A 19,651-nucleotide genomic window follows, 5' to 3' on the forward strand; every position below is an offset into this window, starting at 1 on the left:
ACCATGTCCGCTCCGTTGCTCCACCGGGTGAAGTCGAAACTCTTCATCCACGCCCACCGTCGCGTGCGGGGGATGCTCGACGGCGAGTACCGATCGGTGTTCCAGGGCAGGAGCCTCGACTTCGACGACCTCCGCGAGTACACGCCAGGCGACGAGATCAAGGACATCGACTGGAAGGCGACCGCCAGGCACGGCACGCCGCTCGTCAAGCGCTACATTGCGAGCCGGAAGCACCACGTGCTGTTCGCCGTCGACACCGGGCGCGACCTGGCGGCGCTCGCCGAGGGCGGCAGCACCAAACGCGAGGTCGCGATCCTCGCGGTCGGCATCCTCGGGTACCTCGCGATCCGGCACGGCGACCTCGTCGGTCTCGTCGCCGGAGACGCCGCGGCACCGGAGCTCGTGCGTCCCGCGGGCACCGAGTCCGCGCTCGAGCGCCTCCTGCAGCACATCGACCGGCGTGCATCCCTCGAAGCGCCGCAGAGTGACCTCGACGAACTCCTCGGGTTCGCGGCGCGCTCCGTCACGCAGCGCTGCCTGCTGGTGATCGTCTCCGACGACGAGGAGATCACCCCGCGGCGCTCGGCGATCCTCCGCCGCCTGCACGCGCAGCACGAGGTGTTGTGGATCTCCGTCGGCGACGCCGACCTCATGCGCGCCGACTACACCAGCCGGTCGATGGTCGACGTCGCCGACGAACGGTCCCTGCCGGCCTTCGTCCGGTCGGACGACGCGCTCCGCCGGGAGTTCGCCGACGCCGTCCGGAACGCCACGGCCCGCCATCTCGACCAGCTCGAAGCGCTCGGCATCAGCGGTCAGCGCGTGACCGGGGCCGACGACGTCATCCCCGTCCTTTTCCATCTCCTCGAGGCCCACCGTCATGCCCGGCGATAACGGCTACTACGCGCCGGTCCAGTACACGCTCCTCTGGCCGGTCCTCGGACTCGTGCTCATCGCCCTGGTGATCGCGTGGTACGTCTGGATGCTCGCCCATGTGCGTCGACGTGCTCGCGGCAGCGCGCCGCGTCCGGCGCCTGCGCCGTCGCCCACCGTGCTGCGGGACCGCTATCTGGCGCTCATCGGCGAGATCGAGCAGGAGCATGCCGAGGGCGGGTTGAGCACCCGACGAGCCCATCAACGGCTCGGCGCGATCCTCCGGATGTACGCCCACGAGTCGAGTGGCGTCCGTGCCCAGGTCATGACCCTCGCCGATCTCGACCGCGCGGGGCTCGCACCGCTCAGTCGTGCCGTGTCCGCGTACTACCCGGTCGAGTTCCGTGAGGCGGAGACGGGGAGCGTCCCGGACGCCGCCGCGCTCGCGCGACAGGTGGTGACCACATGGAGCTGATCTACTGGTGGATGCCGCTCGTCTGGCTCCTCGCCGTCGCCGCCGTGGTCGCCGTCGCCGTGCTCGCGACGCGCGCCGGTCGTCGTCGGAAGGCGAACCAGGAACCGCTGTGGGTCGCGCACTCGGAGCGCCTCACCGCACTTCCGGGCTATCGCCGGGCGCTGACGCGGTACCGCCGGCTGGTCGTCGCGACCATCGCCGCGGTCGCGGTGCTGCTGCTCGCCGGCACGGCGCTCGGATCACGCGTGGTGAGCACCACGGTCTTCCAGCCCGAGCTCCGGAACCGCGATATCGTGCTGTGCCTCGACGTCTCCGGCTCGATGACCGAATACGACGCCGCCCTGGTGGGGGTGTTCGAGTCCTTGGTGCAACGCTTCGACGGTGAACGGATCGCCCTCGTGCTGTTCAACGCGTCCGCGACGACCTACTTCCCGCTCACCAGCGACTACGACTACGTGACCACCCAACTCGACCACCTCGTCGAAGACCTCACCTCGCCCGAGAGCGATTACGAGTACTGGAACGGGACGGACCTCGGCAACGGTTCCTCGCTCATCGGCGACGGCCTCGGGTCGTGCGTCATGCGGTTCGACCAGGTCGGAGAGCAGCGGTCGCGGTCGATCGTCCTCGCGACCGACAACTACGTCGCCGGCGAACCGATCCTCACCCTCAAGGAGGCCGGCGAGTACGCGAAGGCCCAGGACGTCACCGTCTACGGGATCAACCCCGGGGACGTCAGCAGCAAGGACTACCTCGACGACCTGGCCGCGGAGATGGACGAGGTGGTGACGTCAACCGGCGGCGACTACTACGCGCTCGCCGACCCTGCCGCGGTCGGCGGGATCGTCCAGCAGATCACGGCGGAGCAGACGAAGACCCTGAAGGGTGCGAAGCAGCTCGTCCAGGTCGACGAGCCCCTGGTCTTCGTCCTCGCGGCGTTCGGCGGCCTCGCGCTGCTCATGCTGCTCGCCTGGAGGCTGCGCCGATGACGATCAACCCCGTCCTCCCGATCTGGGCACTCGCCGTGTTCGGAGCGGTCCTCGCGGCCTTCGCCGGCTGGCAATTCCTCGCCGGCATCCGGCGGCCCGGTGCCTGGCATTGGCTCGCCCGCCTGGCGATGGTCCTCGTCCTCGTCGTCATCGCGCTCCGTCCGACCATCCCGGGCAACCACCGTCCGCCGTCGGCGATGGGCGACCTCGACGTCTACTTCGTGGTGGACACCACGAGTTCCATGGCGGCCGAGGACTGGACGGACGAGACCCTGCCTGACACCGACGAGAACGGTGCACCGCAACCGCCCACCCGGCTCGACGGCGCGAAGGCCGACATCACGGGCATCGCCGACCGACTGGCGGGCGCCCGCTACGCGCTCGTGACCTTCGACGCCGTCACCGTCCAGCGCATGCCGCTGACGACCGATGCGACCGCGCTGCGCTCGGCGACGGAGGCCATGACGCAGGAGGTCACCACCTACTCCCGGGGGAGCAGCATCGACGAACCGGTCGAGTACCTGACCACCCTGTTGACCAAAGCCGAGGAGCAGGAGCCCGGCCGGAACCGGATCGTCTTCTATCTGGGCGACGGCGAGCAGACGAGCGGCACCCAACCCGAGTCGTTCGAATCGATCGCGCCGCTCATCGGCGGAGGAGGCGTGCTCGGCTACGGGACCGAGGCCGGCGGCACGATGCGCGAGTTCTCGGGGTACCAGGACGGCAGCGTGCGCTACATCCAGGACTACTCGACCGGGGAACCCGCGGTGTCACGTCTCGACCCCGGGGCGCTCGAGACGATCGCGTCACAGCTCGGAGTGAAAGCGGAGATCAGGACGCCGGGTGCTGCGCTCGACGACGTCGTCGACGGCCTCGCCGTCGGCGGCGTGACGGTGCAGGACGAGGTGGACATCCGGCGCACCGATGAGCTGTACTGGGTGTTCGCCCTCGCGTTCGGTGCCTTGCTCCTCACGGAGATCCCGGCGATCGTGGCGGCGCTCGGTGAACTGCGACGGACGAAGGGGAGTCGGGCATGACGCTCTTCGACGATCGTGTGCGGTCCGACCAGGCCGAGGCCGAACCGCGCAATCCGGAGCCACGGCCCCTGATCGAGGAACCGCGGCGTCGACCGTTGGCTCCGCGCGAGGTGGTCCGCTTGCGACGTCGCCTCTTCTGGTGGTCGCTGCCGCTCGTCCTCGTCGCGCTCACCGTCGGCGTCAAGCTCGTCAGCCTGCCGGTCGTGGCCCAGGCGGCGATCTCCGGGTACCGCGCCGAGGACTACTCCGGGGCGCAGTTGAGTGCTGCGCACCTCCAAACGGCGAACGTCGTCGAGCCGTGGATCGCCTGGTTCGACCGCGGTACTGCCGCCGCCGTCGGGCAGGACTGGGTGCAGGGGACCGACGACCTCGCGAAAGCACTCGAACTCGCGCCCACCGAGGAGACCTCGTGCATCGTCCGGGTCAACCTGGCGCGAGCGTACGAGACGCAGGCCGACGAGTACGTGAAGGGTCGGTTCTTCCAGGGCGCCATCAACCTGTACGACACCGCGAAGCGCATCGTCGACGAGGGTGAGGACTGCTTCGAGGGCGGGTCGGAGGAGCAGGATCAGCAAGACCAGGAGGATCAGCAGGACGCCGGTGGCCAGGGCGACCAGGGTGATCAGGGTGGGCAGGACGAGCAGGGCGACCAAGGTGGTCAGGGCGACCAGGGCGACCAGGGTGACCAGGGTGATCAGGGTGACCAGGGCGACCAAGGTGACCAGGGCGACCAAGGTGACCAGGGCGACCAGGGCGACCAAGGTGACCAGGGCGACCAGGGTGGTCAAGGCGACCAGGGCGACCAGGGCGGTCAGGGCGACCAGGGCGGTCAAGGCGACCAGGGCGACCAGGGCGGTCAAGGCGACCAGGGCGACCAGGGCGACCAGGGTGGTCAGGGCGACCAAGGTGACCAGGGCGGCCAGGGTGATCAAGGTGGAGCCGGGCAGCAGCCCGACGCCATCGACCCCAAGGGCACGCCCGGCGAGAACCTCAAGGACACGGGCGACCGCATCGACCGGAAGCGCGAGGATGCCGCGGACCAGCGTGACCGCTCCGGCGGGCAGGACCAGCAGGATCCCTCGGACTCCGGCCAGGGTGACGGCGACTCGGGCGGATCGAGCGGCACGGGCGACAGCGAGGTCGACGGCAAGGTCGACCGGCTGAAGGACGCCGGCCAGGACGCGCAGCAGGACAAGTCCACCGAGGACGCGAGGAACCGCGGACGGAACAACGACAACGGCAACTTCGCCGAGCGTCCCTGGTAGGGGTCAGGAGCGTCCGTGCCCCGACGGACTAGCATGGACAGGTGGTTACGCGCCTTTCGAACTTCTTCCTCCGTACGCTCCGTGAAGACCCCTCCGATGCGGAGGTGACGAGTCACCGCCTGCTGGTGCGGGCGGGGTACATCCGCCGCCAGGCACCGGGTGTCTTCGCCTGGCTGCCGCTCGGGCTGCGGGTCAAGAACAAGATCGAGGCCATCGTCCGCGAGGAGATGGCGAACGCGGGCGCGTTCGAGGTGCACTTCCCCGCGCTGCTGCCCCGCGAGCCCTACGAGGTCACCGGGCGGTGGGAGGAGTATGGCGACGCACTGTTCCGGCTCCAGGACCGCAAGGGGGCCGACTACCTGCTCGCGCCGACGCACGAGGAGGTCTTCACCCTCCTGGTGAAGGACCTCTACTCGTCCTACAAGGACCTGCCGCTGTCGATCTTCCAGATCCAGGACAAGTACCGCGACGAGGCTCGGCCCCGGGCCGGCCTGCTCCGAGGCCGCGAGTTCACGATGAAGGACGCCTACTCCTTCGACGTCTCGGACGCCGGGCTCGATGCGAGCTACCAGGCGCAGCGGAACGCCTACGAGCGCATCTTCACCCGCCTCGGTCTCGAGTACGTGATCGTCCAGGCGGATGCCGGAGCCATGGGCGGTTCGCGGAGCGAGGAGTTCCTGCACCCCACCGTGGTCGGTGAGGACACCTTCGTCCGTTCCGCCGGCGGGTACGCCGCGAACGTCGAGGCGTACACCACCGAGGTCCCCGAGGCCCGTCCCGTCGACGGACTCGCCCCGGCGACCGTGTTCGACTCGCCGGACACCCCGACGATCGCGACCCTCGTCGACCTCGCCAACGACCGCCACCCGCGCGACGACGGCCGCCCGTGGACGGCTGCCGACACGCTGAAGAACGTCGTCCTGGCGCTCACCCACCTCGACGGCACGCGCGAGCTCGTCGTCATCGGGCTCCCCGGCGACCGCGACGTCGACCTCAAGCGGGTCGAGGTCGCCTTCAGCCCGGCCGAGGTCGAACCAGCCACCGACGCCGACTTCGCGAAGCACTCCGGCCTGGTCAAGGGCTACATCGGCCCGTGGTCCCCCCAGGGCCCCGTCCTCGGCGAGGAGTCGGCCACGGACATCCGGTATCTGCTCGACCCGCGCGTCGTCGACGGCACCCAGTGGATCACGGGGGCGAACGTCGACCAGCAGCACGTCATGGGACTCGTCGCCGGGCGCGACTTCACGGCCGACGGCTTCGTCGAGGCCGCGGAGGTCCGCGCCGGCGACCCCGCACCCGACGGCTCGGGTCCGGTCGAACTCGCACGCGGCATGGAGATCGGTCACGTCTTCCAACTCGGACGCAAGTACGCGGAGGCCCTCGGTCTCAAGGTGCTCGACGAGAACGGCAAGCTCGTGACGGTGACGATGGGCTCCTACGGCATCGGCATCACCCGCATCCTCGCGATCATCGCCGAGGGCAACAACGACGAGCGCGGACTCATCTGGCCGAAGGCCGTGGCACCGTTCGACGTCCACGTGGTCGCCGCCGGTCGCGACGCGGCCATCTTCGAGGTGGCCGAGTCCCTCGTCGCCTCGCTCGAGGCGACCGGCAAGGACGTCCTGTACGACGACCGCACCGGCAAGGTGTCTCCCGGCGTCAAGTTCGGCGACGCCGAGCTGATCGGTGTCCCGGTGGTCGTCGTCGTCGGCCGCGAGGCCACCGAGGGCTTCGTCGAGCTCTGGGACCGCGCCGCGGGGACGAAGGAACGCGTCGCGATCAGCGAGCTGTCGCTCTAGCCGGGACCAGCACGTCGACGGCCGTCATCCTCGTCGGGTGGCGGCCGTCACCGGCCGGTGCTGAGCCGGTATCCCGCTCCACGGACGGTGGCGATGGCGTCCTTGCCGATCTTGTTCCGCAGGTACCGCACGTAGACGTCGACGACGTTGGAGCCGGGGTCGAAGTCGTAGCCCCACACGCGGCTGAGGAGTTCCTCGCGGCTGAGCACCTGGTCGGGGTGACGGAAGAACTCCTCGGCGAGGGCGAACTCCCGAGTGGAGAGTTCCACGGGGACGCCGTCGACGAGCACCCGGCGCTCGCGGAGTTCCAGCTCGAGTCGGCCGACGGACAGACGCTCTTCGACCGCGGCGGGGGCGGTCGCCCCTCGCTCGGCCAGTCGGCGGCGGATGCGGGCGAGCAGCTCCTCGAACCGGAACGGCTTGGACATGTAGTCGTTCGCGCCCCCGTCGAGACCCGCGACGAGGTCGCGGGCGGAGTCGCGGGCGGTGAGGATGATGACGGGCAGTTCGCTGCCGTCGTCACGCAGCCGTTTGAGCACCTCGAACCCGTCCACGCCCGGCAGCCCGATGTCGAGGACGAGCAGGTCGAAGTCCCCGCTCTCGGCGAGCTCGACGACCTGCGAACCGTCGACGGTCACGTCGGCCGTGTGTCCGGCGGCCCGGAGGCCCTTGCTGACGAACGCGGAGATGCGCGTCTCGTCCTCGGCGACCAGGATCCGGCTCATGCGCCGTCCTCCGCCGAGCGACGACGTGCCGAGGTGTCGACGAGGTCGGGGAAGTCGTCCACCGGATCCTCGTGCACTGACGACGACTCCGTCGGTGGCGCCGTGGCCTCCGGGGCTGCCTGCTCCTCCATGGCCGCCTGAGCCTCACGGAGGGCGATCGCCTGCGCCATCGCGTCCCGGGGGATCGCCGCGGTCTCGTCGGGATCGAGCTCGACGGCCGTGTCGGCGTCCTCGTCGTCGTCGGCGACCGCGAGCGGCAACCGGATGCTGAAGACGGAGCCTGGCCCGTCGCCGTCCTCGACCTCGGCCCACCCACCGTGCGCGGCGGCGATGGCCTGCACGATCGACAGCCCGAGGCCGGAGCCTGCGACCCCGCGCCCGCCGCTGACGCGTGTGAACCGGTCGAAGATGCGCTCGCGGAGTGCCTCTGGAACGCCTGGACCCTCGTCGGAGACCGAGAGGACGAGCGCCGGGTCGTCCGACTCGTCGAACCGGCTCGAGACGACGATCGTCGAGCCGGACGGCGAGTACTTCGCCGCGTTGTCGGCGAGCTGCAGCCAAGCCTGGGCGAGTCGGCCGGAGTCGACGTCGGCGGTGAGCTCGGCCTGGTCGCCGAGGACCCAGGTGTGGTCGGTCGAGATCGCCGTCGCCTTGTCGTGGACGGAGGCGGTGAACGACGCGACGTCGACCGGCTCGCGATCGAGGGTGGACGCCAGGCCGGCGGTCGAGAGCTCCGTGATGTCGGCGACCAGGGAGCTCATACGGTCGAGTTCGTCGAGCGCGAGGTCGCGGGTGGCCGCCACGTCCGCCGGGTCGGACGGGTCGAGGAGTTCGAGGTGCCCGCGAACGATGGTCAGCGGCGTCTTCAGCTCGTGACCGACGTCGTCGAGCAGCTGACGTTGGCTCGTGAAGGCCTCGTCGAGGCGGTCCAACATCCCGTTCACCGTCCTGGTGAGTTCGGAGACGTCGTCACGACCGACGACCGGGATCCGTTCGTCGAGGTCGGACTCCGTGATGCGCGCCGCGGCGTCCCGGAGCAGCCTGATGGGATGGAGGAGTCCGCCGGCGAGCTGCCACCCGACGAGCCCCAGCAGGAGGAGGCAGACGACGGCGACGACGATCTCGACCGCGAGCACCCCGCGCGATTCGGCGAGGGCGGCGTGGACGTCGGTGGCGATGACGACGTGGGCCAGGTTCGGGTCGCCGACGACCTGCACCGGGATGATCGCGTACCGCACGGTGCGCTGGCCGTCGGCCTCGCCCGTCACCACGCCGCGCGACGCACGCGCGGTGATGGCGTCGAGCAGTGCCGGGTCGTCGTCGAGGCGGAAGGCGGAGGGCGCACTCGGCGGGACCGTCGAACCGTCCGCGCGGACGCCGACGGCGGTCTCGTCCTCGGCGAAGATCCAGCGGCGCATGACCGCGTCGACGGCCGCGTCGCTGGTCGCGGGGGCGTCGGCCGAGTTCCCGGACCCGACGACCATGAAGGCGATGAGTTCGGCGCTGTGCTCCAGCCGGGCGTCGATCGTCGCCAGGGTCTGCTGGCGTCCGAGCGTGTAGGTCGACACACCGACGAGCGTCATTGCGAGCGTCGTCGCGAGCAGGATCGCGACGAGGATCCGCACCCTCGTGCTCCGCATGACGTTCCGCAGCTCGCCAAAGACCATGGGGCAATCATGTCACCCGCTCGGAGCGGCGGTCGAGCCGGGGGAGCGGGCGTCCTCGACGCGCGGCCGCTTCCCAGCTGGGTGGATGACGTACCCGTCGGCATCCGGTACCGTAGACAGACGGGTTCGGCAGCACGGCAGCAGCATGCCCGTCGTGCCGCTGCACGTCCTGCCGCGGCACCATCAGTTGAATAGAGGAGGCCATCGATGGACATCGATCTCGGTTTGTTGAAGTCGATCGAACGCGAGAAGGAGATCCCCTTCGAGGAGCTCGTCGTGATCATCGAGCAGGCCATCCTGAGCGCGTACCTGAAGAGCACGGAGGGTGCGGAGCCCGCGGCTCGCACCGAGGTGCCGGCAGCTCGGGTCCAGCTCGACCGCAAGACCGGCCACGTCGGCGTCTTCGTCCCCGAGTTCGACGACGAGGGCGTCCTCATCGGCGAGGCCGAGAGCACGCCGGACGACTTCGGTCGCATCGCCGCCTTCGCCGCCAAGCAAGTCATCTTCCAGCGCCTCCGCGACATCCAGGACGACGCGGTGCTCGGCGAGTTCAAGGGACGCGAGGGCGACATCATCGCCGGCGTCATCCAGCAGGGCCCCAACCCGCGCATGATCCACGTCGACCTCGGCACGATCGAGGCGATGCTGCCGCCCGAGGAGCAGGTCGCGGGTGAGGAGTACCCGCACGGAGCGCGCATCCGGGTCTACGTCACGAGCGTGTCGAAGGGCCTGAAGGGTCCGCAGATCACCGTGTCACGGACGCACCCGGGGCTCGTCCGCAAGCTGTTCGCGCTCGAGGTCCCGGAGATCGCCTCCGGCATCGTCGAGATCGTGTCGCTCGCCCGCGAGGCCGGTCACCGCACGAAGATCGCGGTGAAGGCGAACGACCCGAGCATCAACGCCAAGGGCGCCTGCATCGGTGAGCTCGGGCGTCGTGTCCGTGCCGTCACCGACGAGCTCGGGGCCGAGAAGATCGACATCGTGGACTACTCGCCGGACCTGCCGACCTTCGTCGCGAATGCGCTCTCGCCGGCCAAGGTCACGAGCTCGTACGTGATCGACCAGTCCCTCAAGGCCGTCCGCGCGCTCGTCCCGGACTACCAGCTGTCGCTCGCGATCGGCAAGGAGGGCCAGAACGCCCGTCTGGCCGCGAAGCTCACCGGCGCGAAGATCGACATCCAGCCGGACTCGATCCTCGAAGCGGACTGATCCGGATGGAACCGGTGCGGACCTGCGTCGGCTGTCGTCGTCGCGAGCCGCGCTGGGCCCTGCTCCGCGTGGTGGCGGTCGAGGGCGAGCTCGTCCCCGACGTGGCTCAGCGCCTGCCGGGCCGCGGTTCCTGGGTGCACCCGACCACCGCCTGCGTCGAGCAGGCGGTGCACCGGCGTGCGTTCACCCGGGCGTTGCGGTTGAGTGCGGGACCCGGGGCGGACGCGGTCCTCGCCGCGGTCGCGACGATCGCCACGGACGCGCCGGCTGCGGACTGAGCCGATCCGCGCGGATCGGCCGGGCGGTGAGCCTGCACCCAGGCTCGGGGTGTACGATGGACATTGCACGCGAGAGCGCTTCGGCGCACACCGTGCTTCCCACCGCAGGTACGAGGCCCGGATCCCGGGCCGACATCCTGCTGCCGTGCCACCCGGCCCGGCATTCCGAGAGAACAGGCTGAACGGCTAATGGACAACTCATGAGCGGCTCGAAATGAGCACCGTCCACCACTAACGCTTGCCCCTGCCTGGGTGCAAGCTCAGACAGGAGAATTGTGGCTGCAAAACCACGTGTACACGAGATCGCATCCGAACTCGGAGTAGACAGCAAGATCGCCATGGCGAAGCTCAAGGAATTGGGCGAGTTCGTCAAGGGACCGTCTTCCAGTATCGAACCCCCGGTGGCCCGCAAGCTGCGCGCCGCCCTCGAGGCAGAGGGCGCCAAGGCCGCTGCGGCCCCCGCCGCCCCGGCCAAGCGTCCGGCCACCCCCGGCGCCCCGACCCCGGGTCCCGCCGCGCCGAAGGCTCCGGCCCCCGCTGCGCCCGCTCCCAAGGCTGCGGCTCCGGCTGCTCCCGGACCGAAGCAGGCTGCACCGGGCCCGAAGGCCCCGGCAGCTCCCGCCCCCGTGGCGGAGACGCCCGAGGCCGCCGCCCCGGCTGCTCCCGCGACTCCGGCTGCCGCCCCGGCCGCCGGTGACGCCCCGTCCGGCGACGCCGCGAAGCCCGGCGGTCCCCGTCCGGGCGCACCGCGGCCCGGCAACAACCCCTTCGCTTCCTCGCAGGGCATGGGTCAGCGCCCGACCGGCACGCCGCGTCCGGGCAACAACCCGTTCGCCGCGGCACAGGGCATGGGTCAGCGTCCGAACCCCAGCAACATCCCCCGTCCGCAGGCTCCTCGCCCCGGCTCGCCCCGTCCGGGCGTCGGCCAGGGCCAGCGTCCCGGCGGTCCGGGTCGTCCGGGTGGCGCAGGTCGTCCCGGCGGCGCCGGCGGCTTCCGTCCCGGCGGTGCCGGTGCGGGTGGCGGGTTCCGTCCCGGTGGCGCTCCTGGTGGAGCCCCCGCAGGCGGCTTCGCCGGTCGCCCCGGTGGCGGCGGCGGTCGTGGTCGCGGACCCGGCGGTGGTACCGCAGGTGCCTTCGGTCGCGGTGGCGGCAAGAGCAAGGCACGCAAGTCGAAGCGGACGAAGAGGGCCGAATTCGAGCTGCGGGAAGCCCCGTCGCTCGGCGGCGTGAGCGTTCCCCGCGGCGACGGCAGCACCATCGTCCGTCTGCGTCGCGGCGCGTCCATCTCGGACTTCGCCGACAAGATCGACGCCAGCCCCGGCAACCTCGTCACCGTGCTCTTCCACCTCGGTGAGATGGCGACGGCGACGGAGTCCCTCGACGAGGCCACGTTCGACGTCCTCGGTTCCGAGCTCGGCTACAAGATCCAGATGGTCTCGCCCGAGGACGAGGACCGGGAGCTGCTCGAAGGCTTCGACATCGACCTCGACCAGGAGCTGGAGGACGAATCCGACGAGGACCTCGCCATCCGTCCTCCCGTGGTCACCGTCATGGGTCACGTCGACCACGGTAAGACGCGCCTGCTCGACGCCATCCGGAACGCGAACGTGGTGGCCGGCGAAGCCGGTGGCATCACGCAGCACATCGGTGCGTACCAGGTCGTCGCCGAGCACGAAGGTCTCGAACGTCCGATCACCTTCATCGACACCCCGGGTCACGAGGCGTTCACCGCCATGCGTGCTCGTGGTGCGCAGGTCACCGACATCGCGATCCTCGTGGTCGCGGCCGATGACGGCATCATGCCGCAGACCGTCGAGGCGTTGAACCACGCCCAGGCGGCCAACGTGCCGATCGTGGTCGCGGTCAACAAGGTGGACAAGCCCGACGCCAACCCGGCCAAGGTGCGCCAGCAGCTGACCGAGTACGGCCTCGTCGCCGAGGAGTACGGCGGAGACGTCATGTTCGTCGACGTCTCGGCCCGTGCCGGCACCGGCATCAAGGACCTCCTCGACGCCGTCCTGCTCACCGCCGACGCCGGTCTCGACCTGCGTGCGAACCCGAACAAGGACGCCCGCGGTGTGGCCATCGAGGCCAAGCTCGACAAGGGCCGCGGCTCCGTCGCGACCGTGCTCATCCAGTCGGGTACGCTCCGGGTCGGCGACGCGATCGTCGCCGGTACGGCGTACGGCCGTGTGCGTGCCATGGTCGACGAGAACGGCGACACCGTCGCCGAGGCGGGCCCCTCGCGTCCCGTCCAGGTGCAGGGCCTCTCGAGCGTTCCTCGGGCCGGCGACACCTTCCTCGTCACCGAGGAGGACCGCACCGCTCGTCAGATCGCCGAGAAGCGTGAGGCTGCGGAGCGCAACGCCGCTCTGGCCAAGGCTCGCAAGCGCATCTCGCTCGAGGACTTCACCCGTGCACTCGAAGAGGGCAAGGTCGAGTCGCTCAACCTCATCATCAAGGGTGACGTCTCCGGTGCCGTCGAGGCACTCGAGGAGTCGCTGCTCAAGATCGACGTCGACGACAGCGTCCAGCTGCGGATCATCCACCGCGGTGTCGGTGCGGTCACCGAGTCCGACGTCAACCTGGCGACGATCGACAACGCGATCATCATCGGATTCAACGTGCGCCCCGACCCGAAGGCCCGCGAACGTGCGGCGCGCGAGGGTGTGGACGTCCGCTTCTACTCGGTCATCTACAACGCCCTCGAGGACGTCGAGCAGAGCCTCACCGGCATGCTCAAGCCCGAGTACGAAGAGGTCCAGTCCGGTGTCGCCGAGATCCGCGAGGTGTTCCGTTCTTCGAAGTTCGGCAACATCGCGGGTGTCATCGTCCGCTCCGGAACGATCACGAGGAACGCCAAGGCACGGGTCATCCGCGACGGCGTCGTGGTCGGCGACAGCCTGGCGATCGAATCGCTGCGTCGCTTCAAGGACGACGTCACCGAGGTCCGTACGGACTTCGAGGCCGGTATCGGTCTCGGGAAGTTCAACGACATCCAGATCGGTGACGAGATCGAGACGATCGAAATGAAGGAGAAGCCGCGCGGCTAGTCCGCTCGGCCGGTCCCCGTCGTCCTCCTCACGGAGGGCGGCGGGGATTCCTGCTTATATTGAGTGCATCACCCGCCGGGCGGTCGTCCGCCAGGCGGTCATCAGAGGAGGACGAGATGGCAGAGAACCCCAGGGCCCGCAAGTTGGCGGACCGGATCAAGGAAGTCATCGCCAAGCGGCTGGACAAGGGCATCCGCGATCCGCGGCTCGGTTTCGTGACGATCACCGACGTCCAGGTGACCGGTGACCTCCAGCACGCGAACGTGTTCTACACGGTGTACGGCTCAGACGAGGAGCGTGCCGACACCTCGGCGGCGCTCGAGTCCGCGAAGGGGCTGTTGCGTGCCGAGATCGGCCGCAACATCAACACCCGGCTCACCCCGAGTCTCGACTTCTTCCTGGACGCGATCCCCGAGAACGCACAGCACATCGAGGATCTGCTCCGCGAAGCGAAGAACCGCGACACCGAGGTGGCCGGCCTGGCCGCCGGTGCGGCGTACGCCGGCGACGAGGATCCGTACGTCAAGCCGCGCGACGTCGACGCCGAGGACTAAGACCCGCCCTTCGACAGGCTCAGGGACCGCCCTTCGGGGGCCGGTCGCTGGGCCTGTCGGCGTTCACTCGTGGGGGAGCGCGTAGCCTCCGTCGATGCGGACCGCGAGGCGGTCGGCGACGAGCCCTGCCAGCGCGCGGTCGAACTGTGCGCCATCGGGCCACCGACTGCGGAGTTCCTCCTCCGTCAGTGATCGGTGGGTCGAGCGCAGCTCCGCCATGATGATGCCTCGGACCTGTCGGTCGCTGCCCGCGAACTGCTTCTGCTTCGTCTTGACCGGCCCGTCGTAGGCCGGGTACCCGGCCGCGCGCCAGGCGCACGCCTCGCGGAGCGGGCAGTCCTCGCACCGGGGAGACCTCGCCGTGCACACGATCGCACCGATCTCCATCATGCCCGCGTTGAACACCGCCGCCTCGGCTCGGTCCTCGGGCAGCAGGCCCTCCATCGCCGGGAGGTCGACCTTCGCGTTCGGTGGTCCTGGCTCCGCCTGACCGCCGACGGCGCGGGCGATCACGCGGCGGGTGTTCGTGTCGACCACCGGGTGCCGGTCGCCGTAGGCGAAGACCGCGACGGCGCGCGCCGTGTAGTCACCGATGCCGGTGAGCGCGAGGAGCTGGTCGACGTCCGACGGGACGATCCCGCCGTGTCGCTCGGTGATCTGCGTGGCGGCGGCGTGCAACCAGAGCGCCCGACGCGGATAGCCGAGTCGACCCCAGGCACGGACGGCTTCGGCGGGCGGTTCCGCCGCGAGATCGGCGGGAGCCGGCCAGCGCCCGAGCCACTCCTCGAGGCGCGGGATCACCCGGCTGACCTGGGTCTGCTGCAGCATGAACTCCGACACGAGGGTGCCCCACGCCGGGAACCCGGGACGTCGCCACGGCAGGTCGCGGGCGTTGGCGCGGAACCAGTCCGTGACGAGGGGGGCGAGGTCGCAAGGGGCGGGCGGCACCGCACCAGCCTACGATCCGCCCGGGTAGGCTCGGCGCCATGAAGCTCGTCACGACGCCACGGATCGAGCTGCTGCGGCAGCTGCGAGACCAGTTCCAACGGGACTACCCGCGCGGCCGCACGATGATCGCGGTCGACGGGATCGGAGGTTCCGGCACGGCCGCGTTCGCCGATGGTCTCGCCGAGGTGTTCGACGAGGGCGGGCGCGCCGTGTTCCGGGCGTCGATCGACGACTTCCACCGACCGCGGGAGGAACGCTACGCGCGCGGCCGTGACTCCGCGGAGGGGTTCTGGAACGACTCCTTCGACTACTCGCTGTTCCGACGGGTGCTGGTCGAGCCGTTCCGCCTGGCGGGCAGCACCGGGTTCCAGCTGGTGGGGTTCGACGAGGAACGCGACGTCGGCGCGCCACTGCGGTGGACGACCGGGCCGCAGGACGCGGTCCTGATCGTGGACGGCGTGTTCCTCAACCGTCCCGAGCTCCGCGGACTTTGGCACGCATCCGTTTGGGTCGAGGTCCCGCTGGACGTGGCCTACGCGCGGCTGCACGACACCCTCGGTGTCGACGCCGACCCCGCGGCGCCGTCGAACGCACGCTACGTCGGCGGACAGGCGCTCTACCGGAAGGACGACGACCCCACCGCCCGGGCGACCGCGATCGTCGACAACACCGACGAACGTCATCCTCGTCGGATCTTCGCCGACTTCTGCTGAGCAGCGCACGGCCGCTCGGTCCGGCGCTCGGACGTGGGTGCCGACGGCCGCTGGTAGCGTTGCAGCGTGGTCGAGAACAACGCAGCAGCACCCGGATCCGCGGCTGCGCAGCCCGGTGTCCTCCTCATCGACAAACCGCAGGGGCACACCTCGCACGATGCGGTCGCGCGGGTGCGACGCCTCGCGGGCACGCGCAAGGTCGGCCACGCCGGCACGCTCGACCCGATGGCCACCGGCCTGCTCGTCCTCGGCATCCGGTCGTCGACGAGACTGTTGACCTTCATCGTCGGTCTCGACAAGGAGTACACGGCGACCGTCCGGCTCGGTGAGGCCACGTCCACCGACGACGCTGAGGGTGACGTCACCGAGCGCGCCGACCAGGCCGCGGTGTCAGCCGTGGACGACGAGGCGATCATCGCGGCGATCCGTCCGCTGACGGGCGACATCGAGCAGGTCCCGAGCACCGTCAGTGCCATCAAGGTGGGCGGGAAGCGCGCCTACGCCCTCGCCCGCGAGGGGATCGAGGTCGAGCTGAAGTCCCGCGCGGTCACCGTCAGTGCGTTCGACGTGACCGACATCCGCCGAACGGGCGCCGTCATCGACGTCGACGTCCGGGTGGTCTGCTCGTCCGGTACCTACATTCGCGCGCTCGCCCGCGACCTCGGTGCGTCGCTCGGCGTCGGCGGGCATCTGACCGCCCTGCGTCGGACGAGGATCGGACCGTTCGACGTCCACGCGGCCTCGACCATCGACGAGCTCGACGTCGAGCGCGCGCTGCTGCGCCCCGCCGACGTGGCCCGGCAGTTGTTCGGCGCCCTCGAGCTGACGGAGCAGGAGTCCGTCGACCTCGGCCACGGGAAGCGTCTCGACCGCGAGCTGCCGGCAGGGCACTCCGGACCGATCGCGGCCATCGCGCCAGACGGCCGGTTGGTGGGGCTCGTCGAACGCCGCGGCGGTTCCCTGAAGTCGGTCGTGAACTTCCCGGCCGAGGAGTCGGCATGATCGAGTGGTTCACCCTCGTCCAGATCGGGGTCGCTGTGGTGGCAGGGCTCCTCTGCGTCGTGTTCGGGCTCATCGGTCGACCGCCGAGCGACCTGACGATGGGGGCGACGGCGCTCGTCGAGGTGCTCCTCGTCGCGCAGCTCGTCGTCTCCATCGCCGCGCCGGCCTTCGGGAACACGGCCACCGGGAGCGTGCCCGAGTTCTTCACCTACCTCATCTCCGCCATGATTCTGCCGATCGCCGGCGGGTTCTGGGCACTCGTCGAGCGGGGCCGGTGGTCGACGGTCGTCCTCGGGGTCGTGTGTCTCGCCGTCGCCGTGATGCTCTACCGCATGGAGCAGATCTGGAGCGTGCAGCTCGCCTGAGCGGTCCGTGCCGCCGTCGAGGCTCCGAAGGGCCGGGCCGCCGGTCCGGATCACATAGAATCGATGGGTCATGGCTCTCCCCACCACCGCTCCGTCCCGTCCACGCGTCCGTGGTGTCGGGGTCGTGCTCGTCGCCGTCTACGGGATCCTCGCGCTGGCCGCCACCGGCCGCTCGGTCGTGCAGATCACGACCAAGTTCGACGAGGCGCCGCTGGCCTACCTGCTCTCCGCCCTCGCGGCCGTGGTGTACATCCTCGCGACCGCGTCACTCGTGGCGCCGGGAGCCGCATGGCGGCGGATCGCGTGGGGCACGATCTCGTTCGAACTCGCCGGGGTGTTGATCGTGGGCTTGCTGAGCCTGTTCGATCCGGAACTCTTCCCGCACGACACCGTGTGGTCCGTCTTCGGTCGCGGGTACGTCTTCATCCCGCTCGTCCTCCCGGTCCTCGGACTGTGGTGGCTGGCCGGACATCGGCGCACCACGAAATGATCACCTTCACCGAGCTCGATGAGGTCCCAGACGGCTTCGGGCCCTCAGCCGTCACCATCGGCAAGTTCGACGGCGTCCACAGCGGCCACCGCGCCGTCATCGCCGCCCTGCTCGAAGCGGCCGCGGCCGACGGGCTCAACTCGGTCGCGGTCACCTTCGACCGCAACCCGTTGAGCCTCATCAACCCCGACCGTTGCCCGGCCTCACTCGTCAGCAACGAGCAGAAGCTCGGACTGCTGGCGTCCGCGGGCGTCGATGCCGCCCTCCTGCTCCGCTTCGACGAGACCCTTGCCCAGTTGACGCCCGAGGAGTTCGTCACGTCGATCCTCGTCGGCGCGCTCCACGCCAAGCGGGTACTGGTCGGCGAGGACTTCCGCTTCGGGCACCGGGGCCTCGGCACCGTCGCCACCCTGGAGTCCTTCGGTGAGGTCTACGGCTTCTCGGTGCACGTCGTCGACGACGTGCGTCCGGAGGGTGGCCGGCGCGTGTCGTCCACCTGGATCCGGGAACTGCTGGAGGAGGGCGACGTCCGTGAGGCCTCGCGGCTCCTCGGTCGTCCGCCGGAGGTGCGCGGCATCGTCGTGCACGGGGCGAAGCGCGGCCGCGAACTCGGGTTCCCGACCGCCAACCTGTCTCCCGATTCGCAGGGGCTCATCCCCGCCGACGGCGTGTACGCCGGCTGGCTGCGGTGGCGAGGGCGCTCCTACCCGGCGGCGATCTCCGTCGGGAACAACCCGACCTTCGACGGGGTGCCGCAGAAGCAGGTCGAGGCGTACGTGCTCGACGAGACCGACCTCGACCTGTACGACGACGAGGTCGAGGTGCGGTTCGTGGAGCGGATCCGCGGCATGGTCGCGTTCACCGGGATCGAACCGCTGATCGTGCAGATGACCGACGACGTCGAGCGCGCACGCCGGATGCTGTCCTAGTGGGGCCGCGTCCCCTCTGGCGGGGAAGGGTCCTCGCGCTCGTCGGCATCGTCCTCGTCGCGGCGAACCTGCGGACGGCCGTCACGTCGCTGTCGCCGATCTTCGCCGAGATCGACGGCGACATCGGCGTCGGCTCGGTCGGCCTGGGACTGCTCGGCATGCTGCCGCCCCTGTGCTTCGCCCTGTTCGGCGTCTTCACGCCGCGCCTCGTGCGACGGCTGCACCTCGAGCCCGTGCTCCTGCTCGCCCTCGGGTCGATCGTGGCCGGGCACCTGGTGCGGTCCCTCGCGCCGAACTTCGCCGTCCTCGCGATCGGCAGCGCACTCTGTTTCGCCGGAATCGGCATCGGCAACGTCGTCCTCCCGCCGCTCGTCAAGAAGTACTTCCCCGATCGGGTCGGCCTCGTGACCTCGCTCTACGCGACGGTCCTGTCGGTGAGCACCTTCCTGCCGCCGCTCATCGCCGTGCCGGTGGCCGACGTGGCGGGTTGGCACGTGTCGCTCGGCGTGTGGTCCATCGTCGCGATGCTCGCCGTGGTGCCGTGGATCGAGCTCATCGTCAGGGAGCGTCGGGACGCCCGCGCCGCGGCGGTGACCGACCCGGAGATCGAGGAGCCGCGCGGGCGGGTCCTCGTCCACCGGTCGCCGATCGCCTGGGCGATCGCGGCCGTGTTCGCCACGTCCTCGCTGAACGCCTACGCGATGTTCACCTGGCTGCCCACCATCGTCACCGACGTGGCGGGCGTCACGGCCGCGCAGGGCGGTCTCCTGCTCTCGCTCTTCTCCGCGATGGGGGTGCCGGCGAGTCTCATCGTCCCGATGCTCGTCGCCCGGCTGCGGAACGTGGCGGTCCTCGTGTACGTCGCGAGCGCCTGCTTCGTGCTCGGCTATCTCGGCTTGCTCTTGTGGCCGGCGACCCTGACCTGGTTGTGGGTCCTGCTCGCGGGGCTCGGCCCCCTGCTGTTCCCGCTGGCCCTCGTCCTCATCAACCTCCGAACCGCGAGTCACGACGGTGCGGTCGCCCTCAGCGGGTTCGTCCAGAGCGTCGGCTACACCCTCGGTGCCCTGGGCCCGCTGGTCGTGAGCCTGCTCCATGCGGTGACGGGGTCGTGGACCGTGCCGCTGCTGCTCCTGCTGGCGACGGGTGCGCTGTGCGCCATCGCGGGTCGGATCACGGGACGCCCAACGACGATCGAGGCGGACCTCGCCGCCCGGAGACACGGGCGAGCCTGAGCGTTCGCAGTCGCGGTACCCGATGCGCGGATGCGCACCGCGCCCTGC

19 protein-coding genes are annotated in these 19,651 nt (G+C 70.1%); 16 read left to right on the top strand and 3 right to left on the bottom strand.

The annotated features are described in order from the left end of the window. The first annotated feature begins 3 nt into the window (after positions 1 to 3). Genes QRN27_RS08865 through QRN27_RS08890 form a run of 6 tightly spaced genes read left to right on the top strand, consistent with a single transcriptional unit; the run spans position 4 to position 6,438 of the window. On the top strand, positions 4 to 894 hold the full coding sequence (locus QRN27_RS08865) for a DUF58 domain-containing protein (protein WP_194670523.1): 891 nt from the start codon (positions 4 to 6) through the stop codon (positions 892 to 894). Then, the gene (locus tag QRN27_RS08870) at positions 881 to 1,348 is read left to right on the top strand and encodes a hypothetical protein (RefSeq protein WP_285041862.1); all 468 of its coding nucleotides are present in this window, start codon (positions 881 to 883) and stop codon (positions 1,346 to 1,348) included. Before QRN27_RS08865 ends, QRN27_RS08870 begins: the two co-directional genes overlap by 14 nt. Beyond that, complete coding sequence (locus tag QRN27_RS08875) at positions 1,339 to 2,337, top strand: vWA domain-containing protein (protein WP_285041864.1); 999 nt, start codon at positions 1,339 to 1,341, stop codon at positions 2,335 to 2,337. The genes QRN27_RS08870 and QRN27_RS08875 overlap by 10 nt, the downstream gene beginning before the upstream one ends. Then, positions 2,334 to 3,374: a VWA domain-containing protein gene (locus tag QRN27_RS08880; protein WP_285041866.1), complete on the top strand. Its 1,041-nt coding sequence runs from the start codon at positions 2,334 to 2,336 to the stop codon at positions 3,372 to 3,374. Before QRN27_RS08875 ends, QRN27_RS08880 begins: the two co-directional genes overlap by 4 nt. Further along, the gene (locus QRN27_RS08885; RefSeq protein ID WP_285041868.1) at positions 3,371 to 4,639 is read left to right on the top strand and encodes a hypothetical protein; all 1,269 of its coding nucleotides are present in this window, start codon (positions 3,371 to 3,373) and stop codon (positions 4,637 to 4,639) included. Before QRN27_RS08880 ends, QRN27_RS08885 begins: the two co-directional genes overlap by 4 nt. 41 nt (positions 4,640 to 4,680) lie before the next feature. Then, positions 4,681 to 6,438, top strand: coding sequence for a proline--tRNA ligase (locus QRN27_RS08890; RefSeq protein WP_285041870.1), 1,758 nt, complete (start codon positions 4,681 to 4,683; stop codon positions 6,436 to 6,438). 47 nt (positions 6,439 to 6,485) lie between these two features. Here the strand turns inward: QRN27_RS08890 and QRN27_RS08895 are convergent, their stop codons facing one another. Together QRN27_RS08895 and QRN27_RS08900 are read right to left on the bottom strand one after the other, a co-directional pair. Continuing rightward, positions 6,486 to 7,163: a response regulator transcription factor gene (locus tag QRN27_RS08895; protein ID WP_285041872.1), complete on the bottom strand. Its 678-nt coding sequence runs from the start codon at positions 7,161 to 7,163 to the stop codon at positions 6,486 to 6,488. Continuing rightward, positions 7,160 to 8,830: a sensor histidine kinase gene (locus QRN27_RS08900; RefSeq protein ID WP_285041874.1), complete on the bottom strand. Its 1,671-nt coding sequence runs from the start codon at positions 8,828 to 8,830 to the stop codon at positions 7,160 to 7,162. Before QRN27_RS08900 ends, QRN27_RS08895 begins: the two co-directional genes overlap by 4 nt. A gap of 207 nt (positions 8,831 to 9,037) precedes the next feature. Between QRN27_RS08900 and nusA the strand changes: the two genes are divergently transcribed. From nusA to rbfA, 4 genes are all read left to right on the top strand, one after another. Continuing rightward, positions 9,038 to 10,039, top strand: coding sequence for a transcription termination factor NusA (nusA, locus tag QRN27_RS08905; protein WP_285041877.1), 1,002 nt, complete (start codon positions 9,038 to 9,040; stop codon positions 10,037 to 10,039). 5 nt (positions 10,040 to 10,044) lie between these two features. Further along, positions 10,045 to 10,317 carry a YlxR family protein gene (locus QRN27_RS08910; protein ID WP_285041878.1) on the top strand — a complete coding sequence of 91 codons (273 nt, stop codon included), beginning with the start codon at positions 10,045 to 10,047 and terminating at the stop codon, positions 10,315 to 10,317. 275 nt (positions 10,318 to 10,592) lie between these two features. Further along, positions 10,593 to 13,370 carry a translation initiation factor IF-2 gene (infB, locus tag QRN27_RS08915; protein WP_285041880.1) on the top strand — a complete coding sequence of 926 codons (2,778 nt, stop codon included), beginning with the start codon at positions 10,593 to 10,595 and terminating at the stop codon, positions 13,368 to 13,370. A 116-nt stretch (positions 13,371 to 13,486) separates the two neighbouring features. Continuing rightward, on the top strand, positions 13,487 to 13,924 hold the full coding sequence (rbfA, locus tag QRN27_RS08920) for a 30S ribosome-binding factor RbfA (RefSeq protein WP_079707157.1): 438 nt from the start codon (positions 13,487 to 13,489) through the stop codon (positions 13,922 to 13,924). Between the two features lie 63 nt (positions 13,925 to 13,987). On the opposite strand, the gene QRN27_RS08925 is transcribed toward rbfA, so the two are convergent. Then, positions 13,988 to 14,872 (bottom strand): iron-sulfur binding domain-containing protein, encoded by an 885-nt coding sequence (locus QRN27_RS08925; RefSeq protein ID WP_285041882.1) that lies wholly within the window; start codon positions 14,870 to 14,872, stop codon positions 13,988 to 13,990. A 38-nt stretch (positions 14,873 to 14,910) separates the two neighbouring features. On the opposite strand from QRN27_RS08925, the gene QRN27_RS08930 reads away from it, so the two are divergent. From QRN27_RS08930 to QRN27_RS08955, 6 genes are all read left to right on the top strand, one after another. Continuing rightward, positions 14,911 to 15,585, top strand: a complete 675-nt coding sequence (locus tag QRN27_RS08930) for a nucleoside/nucleotide kinase family protein (protein ID WP_285041884.1) — start codon at positions 14,911 to 14,913, stop codon at positions 15,583 to 15,585. Between the two features lie 66 nt (positions 15,586 to 15,651). Then, on the top strand, positions 15,652 to 16,587 hold the full coding sequence (gene truB / locus QRN27_RS08935) for a tRNA pseudouridine(55) synthase TruB (RefSeq protein WP_285041886.1): 936 nt from the start codon (positions 15,652 to 15,654) through the stop codon (positions 16,585 to 16,587). Further along, positions 16,584 to 16,952: a hypothetical protein gene (locus tag QRN27_RS08940; RefSeq protein ID WP_194670508.1), complete on the top strand. Its 369-nt coding sequence runs from the start codon at positions 16,584 to 16,586 to the stop codon at positions 16,950 to 16,952. Before truB ends, QRN27_RS08940 begins: the two co-directional genes overlap by 4 nt. 70 nt (positions 16,953 to 17,022) lie before the next feature. Continuing rightward, positions 17,023 to 17,442 (top strand): hypothetical protein, encoded by a 420-nt coding sequence (locus QRN27_RS08945; protein ID WP_285041889.1) that lies wholly within the window; start codon positions 17,023 to 17,025, stop codon positions 17,440 to 17,442. Next, on the top strand, positions 17,439 to 18,371 hold the full coding sequence (locus QRN27_RS08950; protein WP_285041891.1) for a bifunctional riboflavin kinase/FAD synthetase: 933 nt from the start codon (positions 17,439 to 17,441) through the stop codon (positions 18,369 to 18,371). Before QRN27_RS08945 ends, QRN27_RS08950 begins: the two co-directional genes overlap by 4 nt. Beyond that, positions 18,371 to 19,603 carry an MFS transporter gene (locus tag QRN27_RS08955; RefSeq protein ID WP_285041893.1) on the top strand — a complete coding sequence of 411 codons (1,233 nt, stop codon included), beginning with the start codon at positions 18,371 to 18,373 and terminating at the stop codon, positions 19,601 to 19,603. The genes QRN27_RS08950 and QRN27_RS08955 overlap by 1 nt, the downstream gene beginning before the upstream one ends. Positions 19,604 to 19,651 lie beyond the last annotated feature (48 nt).

It is taken from the genome of Plantibacter sp. LMC-P-059a (genome assembly GCF_030209505.1).
Lineage (GTDB): Bacteria > Actinomycetota > Actinomycetes > Actinomycetales > Microbacteriaceae > Plantibacter.